This is a genomic window from Levilactobacillus tujiorum (genome assembly GCF_012641185.1).
In the GTDB taxonomy this organism is placed as follows: Bacteria; Bacillota; Bacilli; order Lactobacillales; family Lactobacillaceae; genus Levilactobacillus; species Levilactobacillus tujiorum.
In genome coordinates, this window is record NZ_JAAXLK010000004.1 from 124,881 (window position 1) to 143,654 (window position 18,774).

Consider the following 18,774-nt stretch of genomic DNA (forward strand, 5'->3'; position numbering starts at 1 on the left):
GTGGAAACCCGTTTTCATTATTTATGGAGATAAGGAGTAAGTAGTCATGTGGCGTTATTTAAAGCGGGTTTTAATTGGGAAACCCCTAAAGACCATGGATGAAGGCGGTCAGGCGTTGACCAAATTCAAGGCATTAGCCTTACTGTCATCTGACGCGTTGTCATCCGTGGCTTATGGTACTGAGCAAATTACGACCGTTCTGATCACCTTATCTGCGGCAGCCTTGATGTATCAATTGTGGGTTGCGGCACTGGTCTTAGTTCTGTTGTTTGCGATCACGCTTTCTTATCAACAGATTATCCATGCCTATCCAACGGGTGGTGGCGCCTACGTGGTCGCTAGCACTAATTGGGGGCAAACGACCGGGTTAGTTGCCGGGGGATCATTGTTGATTGATTATATGCTGACCGTGGCCGTTTCAACGACTTCTGGGACCGAGGCGATCACCTCGGCGATTCCGGCGTTGTCGCCTTATTCGGTGCTGGTCTCGGTGTTGATTGTGATTGGCATCATGTTGATGAACTTACGGGGGATGCGGGAATCAGCCGCGTTCTTGACGGGGCCGGTCTATTTCTTCATTCTGATGATCGTGGTCATGATTGGAGTTGGCCTCTATAACATCGTGACGGGAAACATTACGTATCATGCTTCGGCGCAGCTAGGAGGATCGGTTTCAGGAATGACCCTGCTGCTGTTCTTCCGGGCATTCTCGTCTGGGTCTTCTTCTCTGACCGGGGTTGAAGCCATCAGTAATGCTGTACCCAACTTTAAGAATCCTAAGAGTCATAACGCTGCGGCAACGCTGGCAATTATGGCGACCATCCTGGCGATCTTCTTTGGTGGGATCACTTTTCTCAGTTACTACATGGGCATTCGTCCTGAAGCCAGTCAAACGGTGCTTTCTCAAATTGGGATCGGCGTCTTCGGTCATGGGGTCGTCTACTACTTGTTACAACTGTCAACGGCTTTGATCTTAGCCGTTGCGGCCAATACCGGGTTCTCAGCTTTTCCCATTCTGGCTTACAATCTGGCTAAGGATAAATTCTTACCACACGCCTATTTGGACCGTGGTGATCGGTTGGGCTATTCCAACGGGATTATTTCCTTGGCGCTGGGCGCAATCGTCCTGATCTTCATTTTCCACGGTCAGACGACGTTGCTGATTCCACTGTATGCGATCGGGGTTTTCGTTCCCTTTACGTTATCGCAGTCGGGGATGATTATTCACTGGTTCCGGACACGAGAAGGGCACTGGCTAGGTAAGGTCTGCATCAACTTCATTGGGGCACTGATCTCAGTGGTCCTAGTGGTGGTCTTACTGTTCATGCGCTTTGTCAATGTTTGGCCATACCTGATCATCATGCCACTGTTACTGCTGTTGTTCTACCGGATTAATCAACATTATAAGAAGGTGGCCCGGCAGTTACGGGTTGCCGCGAAGACCAAGGCGGACATGCACGAGTACGATGGCGCTACGGTGATTGTTTTGGTAAGCAACATTACCCGGGTGACGGCGGGGGCTATCAATTACGCGCGGTCCATCGGGGATTACGTGATTGCGATGCACGTGTCCTTCGATGAGAATCCGGAGAAGGAGCACAAGACGGCGCAGGAGTTCAAAGAAGAATTTCCAGATATCCGATTCGTGGATATTCACTCTTCCTATCGGTCAATTGCCACGCCAACGCTACGGTTCTGTGACGTGATTGCTAAACGGGCGGCTGAGCGGAACTTCACCACGACGGTCTTGGTTCCACAGTTTGTGCCCCGGCATCCTTGGCAGAATGTCTTGCATAACCAGACAGCGCTACGTTTGCGGACAACGTTAAACTCGCGTGAAAATATTATTGTGTCGACGTACAACTACCATTTGAAAGAGTAGTTGTTGGCAAATTTGACGATTAATAAAATAAACTGCTCCTCTAATCATTGCTGGTTGGGGGAGCAGTTTTTACATATTATGGATTAAACGAACGAGAGCCGTTATCGAAGTTTGAATGGTAAAAATAGTAGTCTGAAAAGTAGTTTAAGCCAGTCACCTGTGGCTGTCAGAGATTCCGCCTGCTGTGGGGAACACCTGCGGACTGAGAGGCGGTCCTCCGGTTCGGTTTGAAGACTAACAAAAGTCGTCAGTCTCCAAACGCGTCCCACGCTATAAGCCGAGAATCGGCTAACACCGGCGACACAGCTGGCTCCATCTCTGCCCTCCTCCGGTTGAGGTAGTCTTTGATGGGAAGATGGTTTTAAATAACTGATGTGTCAATGTATAGCCGATAATGATTGATGGTGCCCTTTGTAGCCGGGAGTGAGTCAGATTTGGACTCAGCCGTGGGATTTTCAAGAGGGTTACTTGAAAATGGCGACTTGAAGACGTGTTCTTCGGCTTCAAGCGAGGGGCAAGACCGCTCTTTGGCTTGCCCCGTCCTTCCCACAGCGTCCCAGTCCAAATCTGGCGAACGGTAAGGCGGCGGAGTTCATCCGTGTTGCCCATTTTTAGTATTACTAGGCCTTTGAGACTAGCGTAAGCCGACGAGTGAGGCGAACGGTGGCACGAGGAGGTCGACCACGATGGAGATGATGACGACGGCAATCGACGCCATCGACCCCTGAATTGAGCCTAGTTGAACGGCTTTGGCTGACCCAACCGTGTGACCAGCAGTTCCTAACCCCAGCCCGGCGCCAATCGGATCCTTGTCAATCCGGAAGAACTTGACGAGCCAATCGCCGAGGGCGTAGATGATCACAGAGTTTAGAATACAAGCGGTGGCAGTGACCGCACCAATTCCGCCGATGGCATTGGCGATAGGCATGGCGATCGCCGTTGTTGCCGCCTGGGGCAGCATTGAGGCGATTCCGACCGTATCAAGACCAATGAGCTTGGCCGCTTCGTAGATAACTAGCAGCGAGAGACTGAGGCCAATGATGAGTGCCAAAATGATTTCGAGCCAAAACTTTTTGACGATGTCGTTGCGACGGTACAGGGGAACCGCAAAGGCGATGGTTGCCGGGTTCAAGAACCAAAAGATGATATCGCCCCCGGGTTTGTAGGCCGAGCGGTAAAAGGTTTCTACGGAAGTGCCGAAGGTTTTGGCTAGAATGACCAAAACGATAATACCTAATACCATACCGACGAAGAGGGGCTGGAAGAGGAAGAACCCCTTACTAATTTTGAAGAGCCATTGGCCAATTAAATACACGACCAGTGACAAGAAGATACCAAAAATGGCGTTCCCAGCGGTGGAGCCGTCGGCGTTAGTGCCTAGACCGTCGCCTAGCCATTTGCCCCACATTGCTAACTCGGGGTTTTCCGCTAAAATTATCATGTTATAACCTTCTTAATTTGTGGACTGAGTCGATTCTTGTTCGACCGTATGTTGACGGTGAAAGAGGTGTTGGCGCAACCAAATTAAGCCGACCGCCGTGTAACTGACCAAGACGAGCATGACAATGGTGGCAATCAGAACAACGATCGTAATTTGGATGCCTTGCGTCTTTAAAATGTCCAAGTTGGCGGCAAGTTGGACGCCAGCGGGGACGAAGAGAAAGGCAATCAGGCTGATCATAAAATCAGCAAATTTTTCCACGTGATGTAATTTTAAGATATGGGTAGCCAGTAGGGTGTAGAGAATCACAATCCCAATGACTGGCGTTGGAACAGGTAAGGAGGCCGGAAATAGCGGTGAGATGAGGCTGGATACGAATAAAATGACCGCGAAGATACTCATCTGAACGAGAATTGGTGCAGGCTTTTCCGTAGGGGTTTCCGATTTAGGTGAAGTCGGTTGTTGAGCCAAGATAAACTCTCCTTTCGAACACAGAGTTTAGAACTGCAATGTGGGCGAATTCACAAGAAAACCTTGGCAGAGGCAGAATGAAACAAGTTGTGAAACCGCTATCAATTGCTCACCATTATTATATGGGATTTTGGGGTAATGCACAAGGGTAATCTTTGATATGACGCGGTTTGTACGCTGACTTGTGCAGTTGACCAATGGTGTAAGCAGTGACGCTAGGTTTCCAAAAGAGTTTCAATAAAACTAATTTTTCACAAGCGTTGAGTGCCTCGGACGATAATCAAATTTATACGAAAAAAAGAGTGAGAGATTGGTCTACACTCTTCTTAAATCAGATTATTTAAGGCCCATTATCGCCGCGAACGGCGGTACGACGATATCAACGACGATTGACACGATGACGACGGCAATGGACGCCATGGAACCCTGAATGGAGCCTAGCTGCAGTGCTTTAGCAGAACCGACAGTGTGGCCGGCGGTACCTAGCCCTAACCCGGCGCCGATTGGATCGTGGTTAATCCGAAAGGCTTTCACGAGCCAATCACCGAGGGCATAGATAATGACAGCATTCAGGATACAAGCCATGGCCGTCACGGCAGCGTCGCCACCAATTGCTGTGGCAATCGGCATCGCAATGGCTGTAGTGGCAGCTTGCGGGAGCATTGATGCGATTCCGGTGTGATCCAATCCTAGGAATTTGGCGGCGCCGTAGATGAAGAAGAGAGACGCTACCAATCCGATAATCAAGGACAGGATAATTTCTAACCAGAACCGTTTGACAATATCGTTTCGTCGATAAAGCGGGATTGCAAACGCGATGGTGGCGGGGTTAAGGAACCAAAAGATAATGTCACCCCCGGGTTTGTAAGCTGATTTATAGAAGTTAGCCGTGGTTGTGCCGAATACTTTAGCTAATAAGAATAGGATAAAGATTCCTAGAACCATCCCGACAAAAAGTGGTTGGAAGAGGAAGAACCCTTTACCAATCTTAAACAACCATTGGCCGATGAGGTAGACTAATAATGATAAAAAAATACCAAAAATTGCATTGCCTGCGGAGGCGCCGGCGGCATTGGTACCGAGTGCATCGCCAAGCCATTTTCCCCAGGCAGCCATGTGTGGTGTGGCGGACAAAATTACCATAAATACTCATCTCTCTTATGCGTTAAATTTTTAATGTGATTGGGAGTCGATGTCTACGCTACGGTGGAAGACGTGCTTGCGAATCCAGATTAGCCCCGCGGTGGTATACGCCACGACTACCAGCATGACGATGGTAGCGATGAGGACCACGGCGACGATTTGAAGTCCCTGCGTTCTGAGGATGTCGAGGCTAGCAGCCAGCTGGATACCGGAGGGAACGAAGAGAAACGCGATGAGACTAATCATGAAGTCGCCGAATTTTTCGACATTGCGAAGCTTAATAATGTGCGTTGCCAGTAAAACGTACAGGATAATCAGACCAATGACTGGTGTCGGCACGGGAAACGATGGTGGGAACAGCGGTGAAATAAGGCTCGCGACGAACAGAATCGCCGCAAAAATGGCCATTTGGACAATAATCGGTGACGGTTGTTCGGTCGCTGGCTGATCAGTTTGGGGAGCAGAATGTGATTGTGCCATAGAAAAATCTCCTTTCGATATGACCTAAAGGATAGCTAAAAGCCTGTGATAATTCACAAGCAAATCAGCTCCTAAATATAAGAAAATAAATAAACACAAAGCGGTTCCTGAACTAACCTCATTATATGAACACTCATCGTATTACACAAGCAAAGTCTCCGCCATTTCTACGATTACACCGTCTCTAACAACTACAATTGAGTCACAACTTGTTTTCACTAGTTTTCCGTTAAACTAACTAAACAATAAAGTTAGTTAGATAACTTGTGAAAAGTAAGGGGCTTGGCTGAAAACCTTAATTTTTACGAACATTCCTAAAATGGCGGTTGTGTTTAATTTGGGAGATTTGTATAATTAGCAAAAGATATGTAGGAAAGAAAGAGGACACTTTATGAGATTTGAGATTATTGTTAGCTTATTTGCTACCATGATTATCTCCGCAGTCCTAACACCGTTTGTGCGCCGCTTTGCGTTTCAAATCGGTGCGGTGGATAAACCAAATCAACGACGGGTCAATAAAATTCCCATGCCGACTTTGGGTGGCCTGGCGATCTTTATTGCGTTTACCTTTTCAACGATGTTTCTGTTGCGTGATCAAATGCCAACGCAGCAGCTGTGGGGACTATTCGGCGGTGAGTGTATTATCATCGCAGGAGGCATGATCGATGATGTCTTCGAACTCCGACCACGCCAGAAGGTCATGTTTCAGCTGGCGGCGGCTTTGGAGGTTTACTTCGTAGCAGGTGTCCGGATGCGCTATCTTACCTTACCGTTTGTTGGCGTGTGGCATTTCGGCTGGTTGGCTTTGCCAATTACGCTCTTGTGGATTGTAGCGATCATTAACGCCATCAACCTGATCGATGGCCTGGACGGCTTAGCCACCGGGGTCTCAATCATCGCGTTAACGACGACCGGGATTACGGGGTTATTTTTCCTAAACGTCGCCAACACGTGGGTCGCCATCATGATCTTCGCGTTAGTCGCAGCAATGGTGGGATTTCTGCCGTACAATTTCTTCCCAGCACGGATTTACTTGGGGGACACCGGGGCCCAGTTTATTGGGTTTATGATTGCGTGTTTCTCCTTGTACGGGTTGAAAAATGTGACGTTTATTTCTGTGATCATCCCAGTTATCATCTTAGGGGTGCCGATCACGGACACGGTTTACGCGATGATTCGGCGGATTTTAAACAAACAGCCCATCTCGCATGCAGATAAGCACCATCTCCATCACCGCTTGATGCAGTTAGGATTAACGCATCGGCAAACCGTCCTGGTCATTTACGGGATTGCGTTGATCTTCTCGTTTATTTCGCTCCTGTACCCGCTATCCACGATCTGGGGGTCCGTCTTGCTGACGATTGCCATATTGATTGGGTTGGAGCTCTTCGTTGAAGCGATCGGCTTGGTTGGTTCCGACCGGCAGCCGCTGCTCCATTGGATCAAGCGAATAGTGAAACAATTGACTTCTAAAAATTCAGATTAACTAAAAAAGTAGCCGCCCATTAAGTTGAGCGGCTACTTTTTAGTTGGTGGAAGGATCAGTCCGTGGAACGACTGCTAGCGTGCACGTCAACGGGGACTTCGTGATAGTCGATATCGCCGGTGGTGATGGTGAGGCGGTCGCTTAACAGGTCGGTGATGGCTTGTTGAGTAGCGACCACAGCATCCAAATCGACAGCAATCGTCACGGCTACTTTGTCCGTGTAAGCCGTGTCTAACGTTGTGATTTGTTTTTCGGCTAGGTAATGGTTGAGCCGATCGTAGTTGGCGTAGTCGACGGCTAACGTCAGCGCTTGTTGGCGGACCCGTTTGACCACTCCAACCGCTTCAATGGCAGTTGACGTAGCATTACTGTAAGCCCGAATGAGCCCACCAGCGCCCAGCTTAATGCCACCAAAGTAACGGGTGACCACGACGATGACGTTGTGCAGCTGGTTGCGTTGAAGGACGGTTAGAATGGGAACGCCAGCGGTGCCAGAAGGCTCGCCGTTGTCGCTTTCACGCTGAATATCATCGTGATCGCCTAAGACGTAGGCCCAACAGTGATGGTTGGCTTTGGGTTCGCGGGCACTCACGTCAGCTAAGAATGCTTTAGCCGCAGCCTCATCGGTGATCCGTGCAATATCAGTAATGAAACGGGATTTCTTAATTTCTAGCTCGTGTTGGCCGGTGGCCTGAATGGTTAAGTAGTCTGTTTCCATAAAAAAGCACCTTTCTTAAAAATATTTAGCCGTTTTTTACGGAGTTAAGTCCTGTACTGAAGGTTGAAAATTAGAATATCTACCCTAGTGTTGCTAAGGATTTGTGCTGTTAAATGAGATGAGGCTGGCCGCACTCCGGCTTTGATTGCGGTCACAATAATAGTTTGGAAGGCTGGCTGTTTAGCGCTTTCGGTCCGATTCATAACGACCGTGTCAAGCATCACCATAGTCGTTTCAAAAATACTACGTCAGCCGTGAGGTCGGCAGCTATGGGCTCAGGCGCGTTCGCACCGTTCCAGCCCATAGCTACTGACCGGTAAGGCGAAAGGGACCACTAGGTTGCCTAGTTTTAACGTCATTGTTGTTAGGGTAGGCATGTTTCAATCTTTAGTCCTTATAGGAGGAGTGCCATGAATGACTTATCAGAATTCTTTGGGCGCCGGTTGCCGGCAGCTCAAGCGGTACCAGAGTTGGAGGACGGCCAAATTGCGGTTCAGCGAATCGGCCAACGGTATCAGTGTCAACGTTGCCAGCAATGGCTAGCGGCAACTGATCGACTGGCAAATGGCGCCTGGTATTGCCGGCAATGTTTACAGATGGGCCGGCTGACATCACAGACTAAATTATACACTATTTCGGAACCCAATCGCTTCTCACTGCCACCAGGAAAGATTCTGACTTGGCAAGGCCAGTTGAGTGCGGAGCAGCAGCGGGCGGCCACACTCGTCAAAACGGCGGTGCAGCAGGGGCACAATCAGCTTTTGTGGGCAGTAACGGGTGCTGGCAAGACGGAAATTGTTTATCCAGCCATGGCTTGGGCGCTGGCGCAACGTTGGCGAGTCGCTTGGGTCTCGCCGCGCGTGGATGTTTGTTTGGAGCTGGCCCCCCGGTTACAACAAGCCTTTCGTGGCGTGAGCCAATGTCTGCTGTACGGCGATCAATCAACGCCCTATACGTATAGCCAGTTGACGACATGTACCATTCATCAGTTACTAAGATTTGAGCACGCCTTTGACTGGCTGGTGGTTGATGAGGTGGATGCCTTTCCACTGGCGACCAGTCCGATGCTGCAACGGGCCATTTCGCGGGCGGAGAAGAAGACGGGGTGTCACCTGTTTTTGACGGCGACGCCAGGCGAGCAGTTACAGCGACAAATCCGGCGCGGACAGCTGACAACGACTTACTTGCCTTTGCGTTATCACGGCTTTTTGTTGCCGAGGATTGACCTTAGATTGGCCTGGCGGTGGCGTATGCAACTGACCAAACAACGGTTACCAGCAAAATTAATTCGGCAGCTTCGCGACTATGGTTGCACTCAGCAGCGCTTCTTATTGTTTGTGCCCCACGTTCGCGACTTGCCGGAAATCATGCAGGCGTTAAATCAGGCGGGAATTCAGGGCGGCGCCAGCGTTCATGCCGGTGATCCTGAACGCGCGGCTAAGGTACAAGCGATGCGCGATCAGCAATTGCCCTTTTTGGTGACCACGACAATTCTGGAACGTGGGGTGACATTTCCCAATATTGCCGTCGTAATTCTTGGTGGGGATGATCCCGTCTTCTCCACGGCAGCGTTGGTTCAGATTGCTGGGCGAGCTGGACGTAGTGCGCGTTATCCTCGTGGAGAGGTGACGTGCTATGTTCAGAGTCAAACGCAAGCCGTTCGCCGGGCTCAACGGATGATTGACCGCTTGAATCGACAAGGTAAACAGCAAGGCGGGCGGTGGCCGCAATGATCTGCGTTTGGTGTCAGCAGCAGTTTCAACCGATAATCGACTTGAAAGCACTCTTGACTTGGCGACCATTGCCTGCGCCGGCGCTATGTGCCACTTGTACGACACGATTAACGCCGATCACCGGGCCAAGCTGTCCGACGTGTGGGCGGCGACAAGCGACCACCAGTATCTGTTATGACTGTGAACGCTGGCAGGCAGAGCCACTGAAGAATCACGCGGTATTTCAGTACGACGCGGGGATGAAGGCCTACATGCAGCAATATAAATTTCAAGGGGATTATGCGTTGCGGCTGGCCTTGCAGGCGCCGTTGCGTCAAGCGCTTCGCCGGCAAGCTTATGACGTTCTCGTGCCCATCCCCATTGATCAGCAGACCTGGTTAACGCGAGGATTCAATCAAGTGACGGGCTGGCTAAGCGGTCAACCTTTTCAGCAGGCATTGACGGTGAAACATGCGCATAAGGAACAGCCCCAGTCGGCCAAAACGCGGGAGCAGCGCTTAGTTACGCCGCAGCCATTTGCGTTGGTGCCCCAGGCGGCGGATTTACTGCGTGGTCAACGCGTCTTGCTCTTGGATGATGTGTACACGACGGGGCGGACCTTGCGGCATGCCGCGCAGCAAATTTATTTTGGTGGTGCGAAAGCGGTTACTAGCCTGACTTTAGCGCGTTAAGAACGATTAAATTTCGTGAGAATAATTGTTTCTGGTAGGGCTTTCTATTATAATAATAGTAAGCAAAGCATATTAGAAGAGTGGTCCTTCTAATGCTGAGCAAACCAGGTGTTATCTTGGTTGAAGGGAGAGAAGTTTTATGCTCACATTTAATATTCGTGGTGAAAACATCGAAGTTACTGACGCAATACGGGATTACGTTGAAAAGCGTATCAGCAAGTTGGAGAAATATTTCGACAACAAAGTTGAGGCAATTGCGCATGTCAACCTGAAGGTCTACCAAAACAAGACAGCGAAGGTTGAAGTAACAATCCCACTCCCATACTTGACATTACGGGCAGAGGAAACTTCTCCGGACTTATATGCAAGTGTTGATTTGGTTACCGATAAGCTGGAACGGCAAATTCGCAAGTACAAGACCAAAGTTAACCGTAAGTCCCGGGAGAAGGGCTACAAGAACCTTGACTTCACACCGGAAGATACGGATACGGATCCAGCTGAAGGTCAGAAGCTTGAGGTTGTTCGGACTAAGCGCGTTTCGTTGAAGCCAATGGATAATGAAGAGGCTGTTCTGCAAATGGACATGTTAGGCCACGACTTCTTTATCTATGAAGATGCAGAGACCAACGGCATTAACATTGTGTACCGTCGTAATGATGGCCGCTATGGTTTGATCGAAGCCAATGACCAATAACCAATAATGTTGATAAACTAACGAAGCACTGCCCAGCGCAGTGCTTTTTAGTTTGCGCTAGACTGGATTGACGAAGTGGCGCTAGTCAGTGAGGTTGGTTGGGTGACGTAACGAAGTACAGGCGACAAACGGCCAATAGTCCACCGAAGGGGTATGGACGAGCCACTAAAAGGTTAAGTCGCATCATCTATTAAACGTCTTGACATTGGATTGTTAAGGAACTGTTATGTAAAAAAGCGATACTTTCACCGTAGAATCTGGTAAAATTAATAGGATTATTCCTAACCTTTAGGCCGGCTTAGCGGTGACTGCGACTGTTAGTGATCGCGACACGCAAGCCGAGTCGTCATTAAGATAATAATTGACAGTGACTTTAGGCGGAACTGACGCGGAAGAAAGCGGTTTTACAGCATTTCCGCGGTTAGAAAAGTTTCATATTGGCTAGGTTAGTGTTAAAATGTAGATTGATTTATTGTCAAAATAAATGGTTTGAATCCTGTCCCTCGCGTGATGCTGACCCTCTGGTTGATGCGGGGAATCTTCTTGTTACAGGATAAGTGTTTTTATCAAAAATGATCCTGCTGTCCGTCTGGCAACCTACGGACACTAATGACCCGATTGAGCGTGAAAAACGTGGCGGGTAAATTGCGAAAATGGTGCGTCGCGCATCATGGCTGCAAGCTTCTAATGCCAATTAGAAGTGGTTGACGCAGACTTATTAAAATGTACTGAAGGGAATTCTCACATGGCAAATATTTTGAAACGATGGGTCGAAAGTGATCGACGGACTTTACGACGCCTCAGTAAATTAGCGGATCAGGTTGGTGCCTACGCTGATGAATATGCAAAGCTTCCAGACGAAGAGCTGCAAGCAAAAACGCCTGAATTTAAGAAACGTTATCAGGATGGCGAAACCTTGGATGATTTATTGCCTGAGGCTTTTGCTGCTGTTCGTGAAGGCGCTAAGCGAGTGCTCGGTCTGTATCCATTCCACGTCCAAATCATGGGGGGAATTGTGCTTCATGAAGGTAACATTGCCGAAATGAAGACCGGTGAAGGGAAGACCTTGACCGCCACGATGCCTGTTTACCTGAACGCCTTAGCTGGCGAAGGGGTTCACGTGGTTACGGTTAACGAATACTTATCCGCACGTGATGCCACCGAAATGGGTGAATTATACAACTGGATGGGTTTATCCGTTGGGTTGAACTCCGCCGAAAAGTCACCAGAAGAGAAGCGTGAAGCTTACAAGGCAGACATTACGTACTCGACCAACGGGGAAATCGGTTTCGATTACCTCCGGGATAACATGGTGGTTTACAAAGAAGATATGGTACAACGGCCATTGAACTTCGCGATCGTCGATGAAGTGGACTCCATTTTAATTGATGAAGCGCGGACGCCGTTGATCATTTCTGGTCAGTCTGAAGGAACGAGTGCCCTGTATCAACGGGTTGATCGTTTCGCTAAGACGTTACACGAAAAAGAAGACTTTAAGATCGACCTGGAATCCAAGACTGTCGCTTTGACGGATACTGGGATTGAAAAGGCTGAAAAATACTTTAACCTGAAGAACCTCTATGACACGGACAACACCGCGTTAACCCACCATATGGATCAAGCCTTACGGGCCAACTTCATCATGCTGCGGGATAAGGATTACGTGGTTCAAGATGGTGAAGTCTTGATTGTTGATTCCTTTACTGGACGGGTGATGGAAGGTCGTCGATACTCCGATGGGCTGCACCAAGCTATCGAAGCCAAGGAAGGCGTCGAGATTCAAGAAGAAACTAAGACGATGGCTAACATCACGTACCAAAACTTGTTCCGGATGTACAAGAAGCTTGCCGGGATGACTGGGACGGCCAAGACTGAAGTTGAAGAATTCCGGGAAATTTACAACATGGATGTCATCTCCGTGCCAACCAACAAGCCGGTTGTGCGGGTGGATGAACCTGATTTGTTGTACCCAACCTTGGAATCCAAGTTCGATGCCGTGGTTAAGGAAATTAAGATGTTGCATGAAAAGGGCCAACCAATGTTAATTGGTACCGTTGCGGTTGAAACGTCCGAATATATTTCTCACCGTTTGGATGAAGAAAACATTCCGCACGTGGTCTTGAACGCGAAGAATCACGCGAAGGAAGCCGACATTATTCAAAATGCCGGACAACGTGGCGCTGTGACGATTGCGACCAACATGGCCGGCCGGGGGACTGATATTAAATTAGGACCTGGCGTCGTTGAAATTGGTGGTTTGGCCGTTATTGGGACTGAACGTCACGAATCACGACGGATTGATAACCAGCTGCGTGGCCGTTCTGGGCGTCAAGGTGACCCTGGTATGACCCAGTTCTACCTGTCCTTGGAAGATGACTTGATGCGGCGGTTCGGTTCCGAACGGGTCAAAAACTTCTTGGAACGGATGAACGTTGATGGCGAAGATGCTGTTATCCGTAGTCGGATGATCACTAAGCAGGTTGAATCCGCACAAAAGCGGGTTGAAGGGAACAACTATGATTCCCGGAAGAACGTGCTGCAATATGATGATGTGATGCGGCAACAGCGTGACGTGATTTACGGTGAACGTAATCAAGTCATTAACCAAGAAAAGTCGCTTAAGTGGGTCTTAATGCCAATGATCGAACGGACGGTTGATCGCGTGGTTAACTTACACACGCAAGGTGAACAGTCAGATTGGGACTTGGACACGTTGCTTGACTTTGGGATCTCCGCAATGGTTTCCCCAGATAAGATCAGCCTGAGTGATTTGGAAGGCAAATCTGCTGACGAAATCAAGGCATTCTTCATGGGCTTAGCCGAAGATGTCTACGAAGAAAAGCAAAAGCAACTTTACGATCCAGCCCAAATGTTGGAATTCGAAAAGGTTGTGCTCTTACGTTGTGTGGACTCACACTGGACGGAACACATCGACACCATGGATCAATTGCGTCAATCAATTGGTCTGCGGGGCTACGGTCAGTTGAACCCACTGGTTGAATACCAACAAGAAGGGTTCCGGATGTTTGGTGAAATGATCTCGGACATCGACTATGATGCGACCCGATTATTCATGAAGTCTGAAATTCGACAAAATATTACCCGGTAGTTCGGGAAATGACGAGGCGGGAAGAGATTCCGGCCTCGTTTTGTTAAAAAATAAGTTAACCAAATCTATTCAAAAAAGGAGCCAACTAACGATGGAATTAAGCGATGCTAAACGTGACATTGCGACCATGAAGGAACAACTTGCCGGCTTTAGGGGGTCACTTTGACTTTGATGCCCTGAGTGAGAGCATCAGTGTCAACGAAGGTCGGATGGCCCAACCGGGTTTTTGGGACGACGCCCAGGCCGCGCAAAAACTAATTGATGAGACCAATGAGATGAAGAAAAAGGTGGACGAGTTTCAGAGCCTGAGCCATCAGATTGAAGATCTCGAAGTCGCGGTAGAGCTGTTGCAAGAAGAGCCCGATCCAGATATGCAAGCGGAGTTTGAACAGAACTTTAAGACGGCCCAAGCTGCACTGCATCAATACAGTTTGAATCAGTTGTTAAATCAAAAATATGATCGCAACAATGCGATTTTGGAAATTCACCCGGGCGCTGGGGGTACTGAATCCCAAGACTGGGGCGAGATGCTGATGCGGATGTATACGCGTTGGGCAGACCAACACGACTTCAAGGTAACGGTGCTGGATTATCAGCCCGGTGAAGTGGCAGGATTGAGTAGCGCAACCTTGCTGATTGCGGGGCACAATGCATATGGCTACTTGCGTTCCGAGAAGGGCGTTCATCGGTTGGTTCGGATTTCACCGTTCGATTCAGCCGGGCGACGGCACACCTCCTTTGCGTCCGTGGACGTTCTGCCAGAGTTAGATGACACGGTGAACATTGATATCAACCCAGCTGACTTAAAAGTGGATGTTTACCGGGCTTCCGGGGCCGGTGGGCAACACGTCAACAAGACCTCTTCTGCGGTCAGGATTACGCATATTCCAACGGGGATTGTGACGCAGAGTCAAGCGCAACGGTCGCAGTTACAAAACCGGCAGACTGCTTTGGGGATGTTACGGGCCAAGTTGTATGAACGGGAAGAAGAAAAGAAGGCGCAGGAAAAGGCAGCGCTCGAAGGTGACCAGATGGATATCGGTTGGGGCTCGCAGATCCGTTCCTACGTGTTCCATCCTTACACCATGGTTAAGGATCACCGGACAGATTATGAAACGGGGAACGGTCAAGCCGTCATGGATGGCGATCTTGATCCGTTCATTGACGCCTACCTACAATGGCAACTCAGTCAGAAGAATCCTGATTAATGGGGTTGCGGTTGGCCTGAGTTAGCATCAGGATGGAAATTTAATGAACCAACAGAATGTAAAATAGTCTTTTCAAGGAATCATTGGGCGGGTAACACGAATGTCGTGCGACCCGCTTTTCTTTCATGCTATACTGGGGTCAGTTATTTTTTTCAAGGAAAGGTGTCGATGACATGCGGATATTCTTAGCGTGTGGGAGTTATCTGCTCCAATTGATGGTGTGGGTAGCGGTCCTGCGGTTGTGGGTGACGAGTCGTTCCCGCATCAAACACGAACGGCGAAATTTTGGAAGTGCGGTTTTTAGTGACCATTATGAGCTCCGTCACTTTCTGACGCAGGGAATTGTTTTGGGCCTGGGACTGTCGGTGGTGAATGTCTTGGTGGGCTTTAGTCTACCGCTACTTTGGATTGTCGTTTACGAGATTTTGGCGGTCATTACCTTGATTATCTTGCCAACGACCGTCCTGCCGTTAACGTTAATTGTCGTGAGTTCACTGGTGGTTTACTTCGGTGGGCCTTACATAAAAGATTTGCCGAGCCTAGCCCCGACTGGTCTAAGTTGGGGAAATGGCGGTCTTGATCAAGTACTCCCACAGAATTACTTGTGGTTAGCTGCCGTATTTTTCCTGATTTTAGGCCACTGGGTGTCCCATTACGGTGGTCGGTTCACGGCGCCACGGATTTACGCGAAGCAACGTGGTAAACGGATTGCGGGCTATCCCTGGCGAGAATTTCTGGTTTTGCCCATGGTGACCCTCGTTCCCGGCGATTGGTTTGCGAGTCACTGGGCGTTTTGGCCACTGCTGACCATTCACGGCCATTCATTCGCCATCTTAGTCGTTCCACTGTTGGTGGGCCTACGCTTTACGGTCTTTCGGCAGGTGCCCCAGGCGGTCTATCAAACGCTCGCCAAGAAGATGGTGTGGTTAGCGGTTGTGGGCATGGCCTTCTTTGGGTGGAGCATTTATCGAGGTCAGGATCTTCCCATACTATTAGTACTATTATTGGTTGGTTACGCGATTATCCTATGGCGAGCTAAACGCTATGACGAACACCAACAGTTTTGGTATTCTCAAGTCGATGACGGTGTCCGTGTCTTGGCCATTCGGCCCCGAACGCCAGCGGTCAAGCTTGACCTCGCTGCTGGAGATATTATTCTGGAATGTAATCACCGACCAGTCGATAGTGAAACCTCCTTTTACGAGGCGCTATTGATCAATCCGACGTACTGTCACTTGAAGGTCCGCAATATGGCGGGACAGTTAAAGGTGACGGAGACCGCGATTTATTCCGGGGCACCGCATGAAATCGGGATTGTTTTATTCAGAGATCAGGAGGGATAACCCATGAGTAGAGTCCTAGTCGTCGATGACGAGCCAGCAATCGTCACGTTACTGCAGTACAACTTGGAACAAGCAGATTATCAGGTCGTCACAGCAATTGACGGTGAACAGGCTTTAAATTTGGCATTGCATGAAAAGTTTGACGTCATTCTGCTAGATTTAATGCTTCCCAAATTAGATGGTGTTGAAGTGACCAAACGGTTGCGCCAAGAAAAAATCAGCACACCCATCATCATGATTACGGCTAAGACCAGTGAGTTCGATACCGTCTTTGGTCTGGAGCTCGGGGCGGATGATTATATTACCAAGCCCTTTAGTCCGCGTGAGGTGATTGCCCGGATGAAGGCCGTCATGCGCCGGTATCATGGGGATGAACCGGAAGAAAAACCCGCCACACCGCTGACTAACTTACTACAAGTTGGCGATTTAACGATTGACCAGGATAAGTTTCAGGTGAAACGGGGCGAGCAGTCGATTGATCTAACCCCGAAGGAATTTGAACTGTTGTTATTTTTTGCCAAACGGCCGGGTAAAGTCTGGAGCCGCGAGCAATTATTGGAAGGGGTATGGGGCTTCGACTACAGTGGCCAGACCCGGATGGTCGATATTCACGTGTCGCACCTGCGCGAAAAAATTGAACTGGATCCTAAGCATCCGGTCTTGTTGAAGACGGTACGGGGCTTCGGCTACACCTTTGAGGCTCAATCATGAAGCGACTATTTGTCGTGTTAGTCGTGATTGGAAGCGTCAATACAGCCTTGGTGTGGCTCGTCCGACCAGCGCAACTAGGGATTGGGATCCTGTTAGCCTGGTCGTTAGCTTTGATTGAACTGGCGGGTGTGAGCTACCTGCTGCGTTGGGGCGACCAGCGGATTAGCATTTTGACGAAAAAGGTTGAAGGCATTCGCCACGAGGAAACTCCGGCGCACGTCTTATTGTCCCCCCATGATCCGTTCTATCAGTTGGCCTTACAGATTAATTACTTGCAGACGCACCAGCGAAAGGTCCAGCGTAAGATGGCGGGGCAAAATCAGGAATTTGCCACGCTGCTGGATTACCTCCCAATTGGGGTCATGGTGATTGATCGTTATCGCAAGGTGGAGTTGGCTAATCCGGCGATGGAGCAGTTCTTGCAGCAGCAGATCTCGCCGCGTCGACACCCGTTCACCCAGGATGTGCACCAATTTGAACTCGCAAGCCTGATCAACACGGCGTTAAATGAGGCCGCAACCCAGCACCGCGTTCTCAAGTTACCGGGGACACCCAATGAGCGTACGGTTGATGCCCAGGCGATTTACACGGCAACGTCGCAGGATTATTTTCAAGTCTTAGTTCTGCTGTACGACGTGACCGAAGTCTACGCGGTTGAACAGATGCAGGTGGACTTTGTCTCCAACGCCTCACATGAGCTGAAGACCCCGGTAACCGCGATCTCAGGATTTGCCAAGACCTTATTGGCCGGGGCAAAGGATGATCCCGAAAAATTGACGGAGTTTTTGGAAATTATTGACCAGCAGAGTGAACGGCTCGTAGAGTTGATTAACGACGTGTTGACGATTTCTCACTTGGAATCGGGTAACGCGGTCGAATTGGCGGCAGTCCCAGTTGGTCAGCAGATTGAGATGCAGGTGGCGTTACTGAAACCTTTGGCAGCGGTCAATCAGGTTACGTTGGTTAACCAGGTCCCTCACGACTTTGTGGCCAACACTGACCAACACAAGTTCGATCAGATCTTGAAGAATGTGCTGGGAAATGCGATTAAGTATAATCGGCCTGATGGACAGGTCGTGTTGACGGAGCAGCTAACAGATCGGGACTGGACGCTACGGATTGCTGACACGGGAATTGGTATTTCTCCACAGGACCAATTGCGGGTGTTCGAACGGTTCTACCGAGCGGAGGTGTCCCACTCCAATCAACGGGTCAGCGGCAGTGGTCTAGGATTAGCGATCGTGCGGGAATTGGTCGAGTCACTAAATGGCAAGATTGATTTGCAAAGTGAGCTAGGCGTGGGGACCACGGTGACCTTGACCTTTCCCCGCCAAGCATTGACGCCAAATAAGTGATCTGAGTTTACGGCCTAGGATAAGATCCTAGGTCTTTTTTGCGTTTCCCAGCCGCTAAGAGTTGAAAGATAAAATAACTATCCTTATCCCAATGCGGGTAAGAATTCACATGGCTAAACTGGTCGCACTCCGGCTGACAGGGATTCCACCTGGTGTGGGGGATGCTTCAGCCTGGAAGGTCACCAGTCTTCTCGCTCGCTTTGAAGCCACGAAAAGTGACGTGTACCCCAAAAGTTGGAACGTTTTATGCTGCTTGTGCTAGCTCAAAGTCACGTGGTGATAAATACCCAAGCTTACCTTGAATCCGATCATTATTATAATAATGAATC

Annotated in this window: 16 protein-coding genes; 10 read left to right on the forward strand and 6 right to left on the reverse strand. The window is 49.3% G+C overall.

Annotated elements, in window-relative coordinates:
* Positions 1-46 precede the first annotated feature (46 nt).
* Positions 47-1,882, forward strand: a complete 1,836-nt coding sequence (locus HF569_RS03285) for an APC family permease (RefSeq protein ID WP_168901296.1) — start codon at positions 47-49, stop codon at positions 1,880-1,882.
* Between the two features lie 634 nt (positions 1,883-2,516).
* On the opposite strand, the gene lrgB (HF569_RS03290) is transcribed toward HF569_RS03285, so the two are convergent.
* The 4 genes from lrgB (HF569_RS03290) to HF569_RS03305 all read right to left on the reverse strand — a co-directional run bounded on the left by lrgB (HF569_RS03290) (position 2,517) and on the right by HF569_RS03305 (position 5,417).
* Positions 2,517-3,323: an antiholin-like protein LrgB gene (gene lrgB / locus HF569_RS03290; RefSeq protein WP_211089604.1), complete on the reverse strand. Its 807-nt coding sequence runs from the start codon at positions 3,321-3,323 to the stop codon at positions 2,517-2,519.
* 12 nt (positions 3,324-3,335) lie between these two features.
* Entirely contained in the window at positions 3,336-3,794 is a 459-nt protein-coding gene (locus tag HF569_RS03295) for a CidA/LrgA family protein (RefSeq protein WP_168901297.1), read from the reverse strand.
* A 336-nt stretch (positions 3,795-4,130) separates the two neighbouring features.
* Positions 4,131-4,937 carry an antiholin-like protein LrgB gene (lrgB, locus tag HF569_RS03300; RefSeq protein ID WP_168901298.1) on the reverse strand — a complete coding sequence of 269 codons (807 nt, stop codon included), beginning with the start codon at positions 4,935-4,937 and terminating at the stop codon, positions 4,131-4,133.
* Between the two features lie 30 nt (positions 4,938-4,967).
* Positions 4,968-5,417 carry a CidA/LrgA family protein gene (locus HF569_RS03305; protein ID WP_168901299.1) on the reverse strand — a complete coding sequence of 150 codons (450 nt, stop codon included), beginning with the start codon at positions 5,415-5,417 and terminating at the stop codon, positions 4,968-4,970.
* A 391-nt stretch (positions 5,418-5,808) separates the two neighbouring features.
* On the opposite strand from HF569_RS03305, the gene HF569_RS03310 reads away from it, so the two are divergent.
* Entirely contained in the window at positions 5,809-6,903 is a 1,095-nt protein-coding gene (locus HF569_RS03310) for a glycosyltransferase family 4 protein (RefSeq protein ID WP_168849187.1), read from the forward strand.
* A gap of 55 nt (positions 6,904-6,958) precedes the next feature.
* On the opposite strand, the gene HF569_RS03315 is transcribed toward HF569_RS03310, so the two are convergent.
* The gene (locus tag HF569_RS03315) at positions 6,959-7,621 is read right to left on the reverse strand and encodes a YigZ family protein (RefSeq protein WP_168901300.1); all 663 of its coding nucleotides are present in this window, start codon (positions 7,619-7,621) and stop codon (positions 6,959-6,961) included.
* A 410-nt stretch (positions 7,622-8,031) separates the two neighbouring features.
* On the opposite strand from HF569_RS03315, the gene HF569_RS03320 reads away from it, so the two are divergent.
* The 8 genes from HF569_RS03320 to HF569_RS03355 all read left to right on the forward strand — a co-directional run bounded on the left by HF569_RS03320 (position 8,032) and on the right by HF569_RS03355 (position 18,445).
* Positions 8,032-9,354 (forward strand): DEAD/DEAH box helicase, encoded by a 1,323-nt coding sequence (locus HF569_RS03320; RefSeq protein WP_168901301.1) that lies wholly within the window; start codon positions 8,032-8,034, stop codon positions 9,352-9,354.
* Positions 9,351-10,025 (forward strand): ComF family protein, encoded by a 675-nt coding sequence (locus HF569_RS03325; protein WP_168901302.1) that lies wholly within the window; start codon positions 9,351-9,353, stop codon positions 10,023-10,025. Before HF569_RS03320 ends, HF569_RS03325 begins: the two co-directional genes overlap by 4 nt.
* Before the next feature lie 139 nt (positions 10,026-10,164).
* A complete protein-coding gene (gene hpf / locus HF569_RS03330) occupies positions 10,165-10,719 on the forward strand; it encodes a ribosome hibernation-promoting factor, HPF/YfiA family (protein WP_168901303.1) in 555 nt (184 codons plus the stop codon).
* A gap of 745 nt (positions 10,720-11,464) precedes the next feature.
* On the forward strand, positions 11,465-13,828 hold the full coding sequence (secA, locus tag HF569_RS03335; RefSeq protein ID WP_168901304.1) for a preprotein translocase subunit SecA: 2,364 nt from the start codon (positions 11,465-11,467) through the stop codon (positions 13,826-13,828).
* A 91-nt stretch (positions 13,829-13,919) separates the two neighbouring features.
* Positions 13,920-15,036, forward strand: a protein-coding gene (gene prfB / locus HF569_RS03340; protein ID WP_168901305.1) for a peptide chain release factor 2 whose coding sequence is annotated in 2 segments (ribosomal slippage) — positions 13,920-13,991 and positions 13,993-15,036 — 1,116 coding nt in all. Because the reading frame shifts where the segments join, the coding sequence is not laid out codon by codon here.
* A 173-nt stretch (positions 15,037-15,209) separates the two neighbouring features.
* Positions 15,210-16,379 (forward strand): PDZ domain-containing protein, encoded by a 1,170-nt coding sequence (locus HF569_RS03345; protein WP_168901306.1) that lies wholly within the window; start codon positions 15,210-15,212, stop codon positions 16,377-16,379.
* A gap of 3 nt (positions 16,380-16,382) precedes the next feature.
* Positions 16,383-17,090 (forward strand): response regulator transcription factor, encoded by a 708-nt coding sequence (locus HF569_RS03350; RefSeq protein ID WP_168849193.1) that lies wholly within the window; start codon positions 16,383-16,385, stop codon positions 17,088-17,090.
* The gene (locus HF569_RS03355; RefSeq protein ID WP_211089605.1) at positions 17,087-18,445 is read left to right on the forward strand and encodes a sensor histidine kinase; all 1,359 of its coding nucleotides are present in this window, start codon (positions 17,087-17,089) and stop codon (positions 18,443-18,445) included. Before HF569_RS03350 ends, HF569_RS03355 begins: the two co-directional genes overlap by 4 nt.
* A 244-nt stretch (positions 18,446-18,689) precedes the next feature.
* Here HF569_RS03355 and HF569_RS12665 read toward each other — a convergent pair whose 3' ends face one another.
* Positions 18,690-18,773 carry an IS3 family transposase gene (locus HF569_RS12665; RefSeq protein WP_408610785.1) on the reverse strand — a complete coding sequence of 28 codons (84 nt, stop codon included), beginning with the start codon at positions 18,771-18,773 and terminating at the stop codon, positions 18,690-18,692.
* Position 18,774 lies beyond the last annotated feature (1 nt).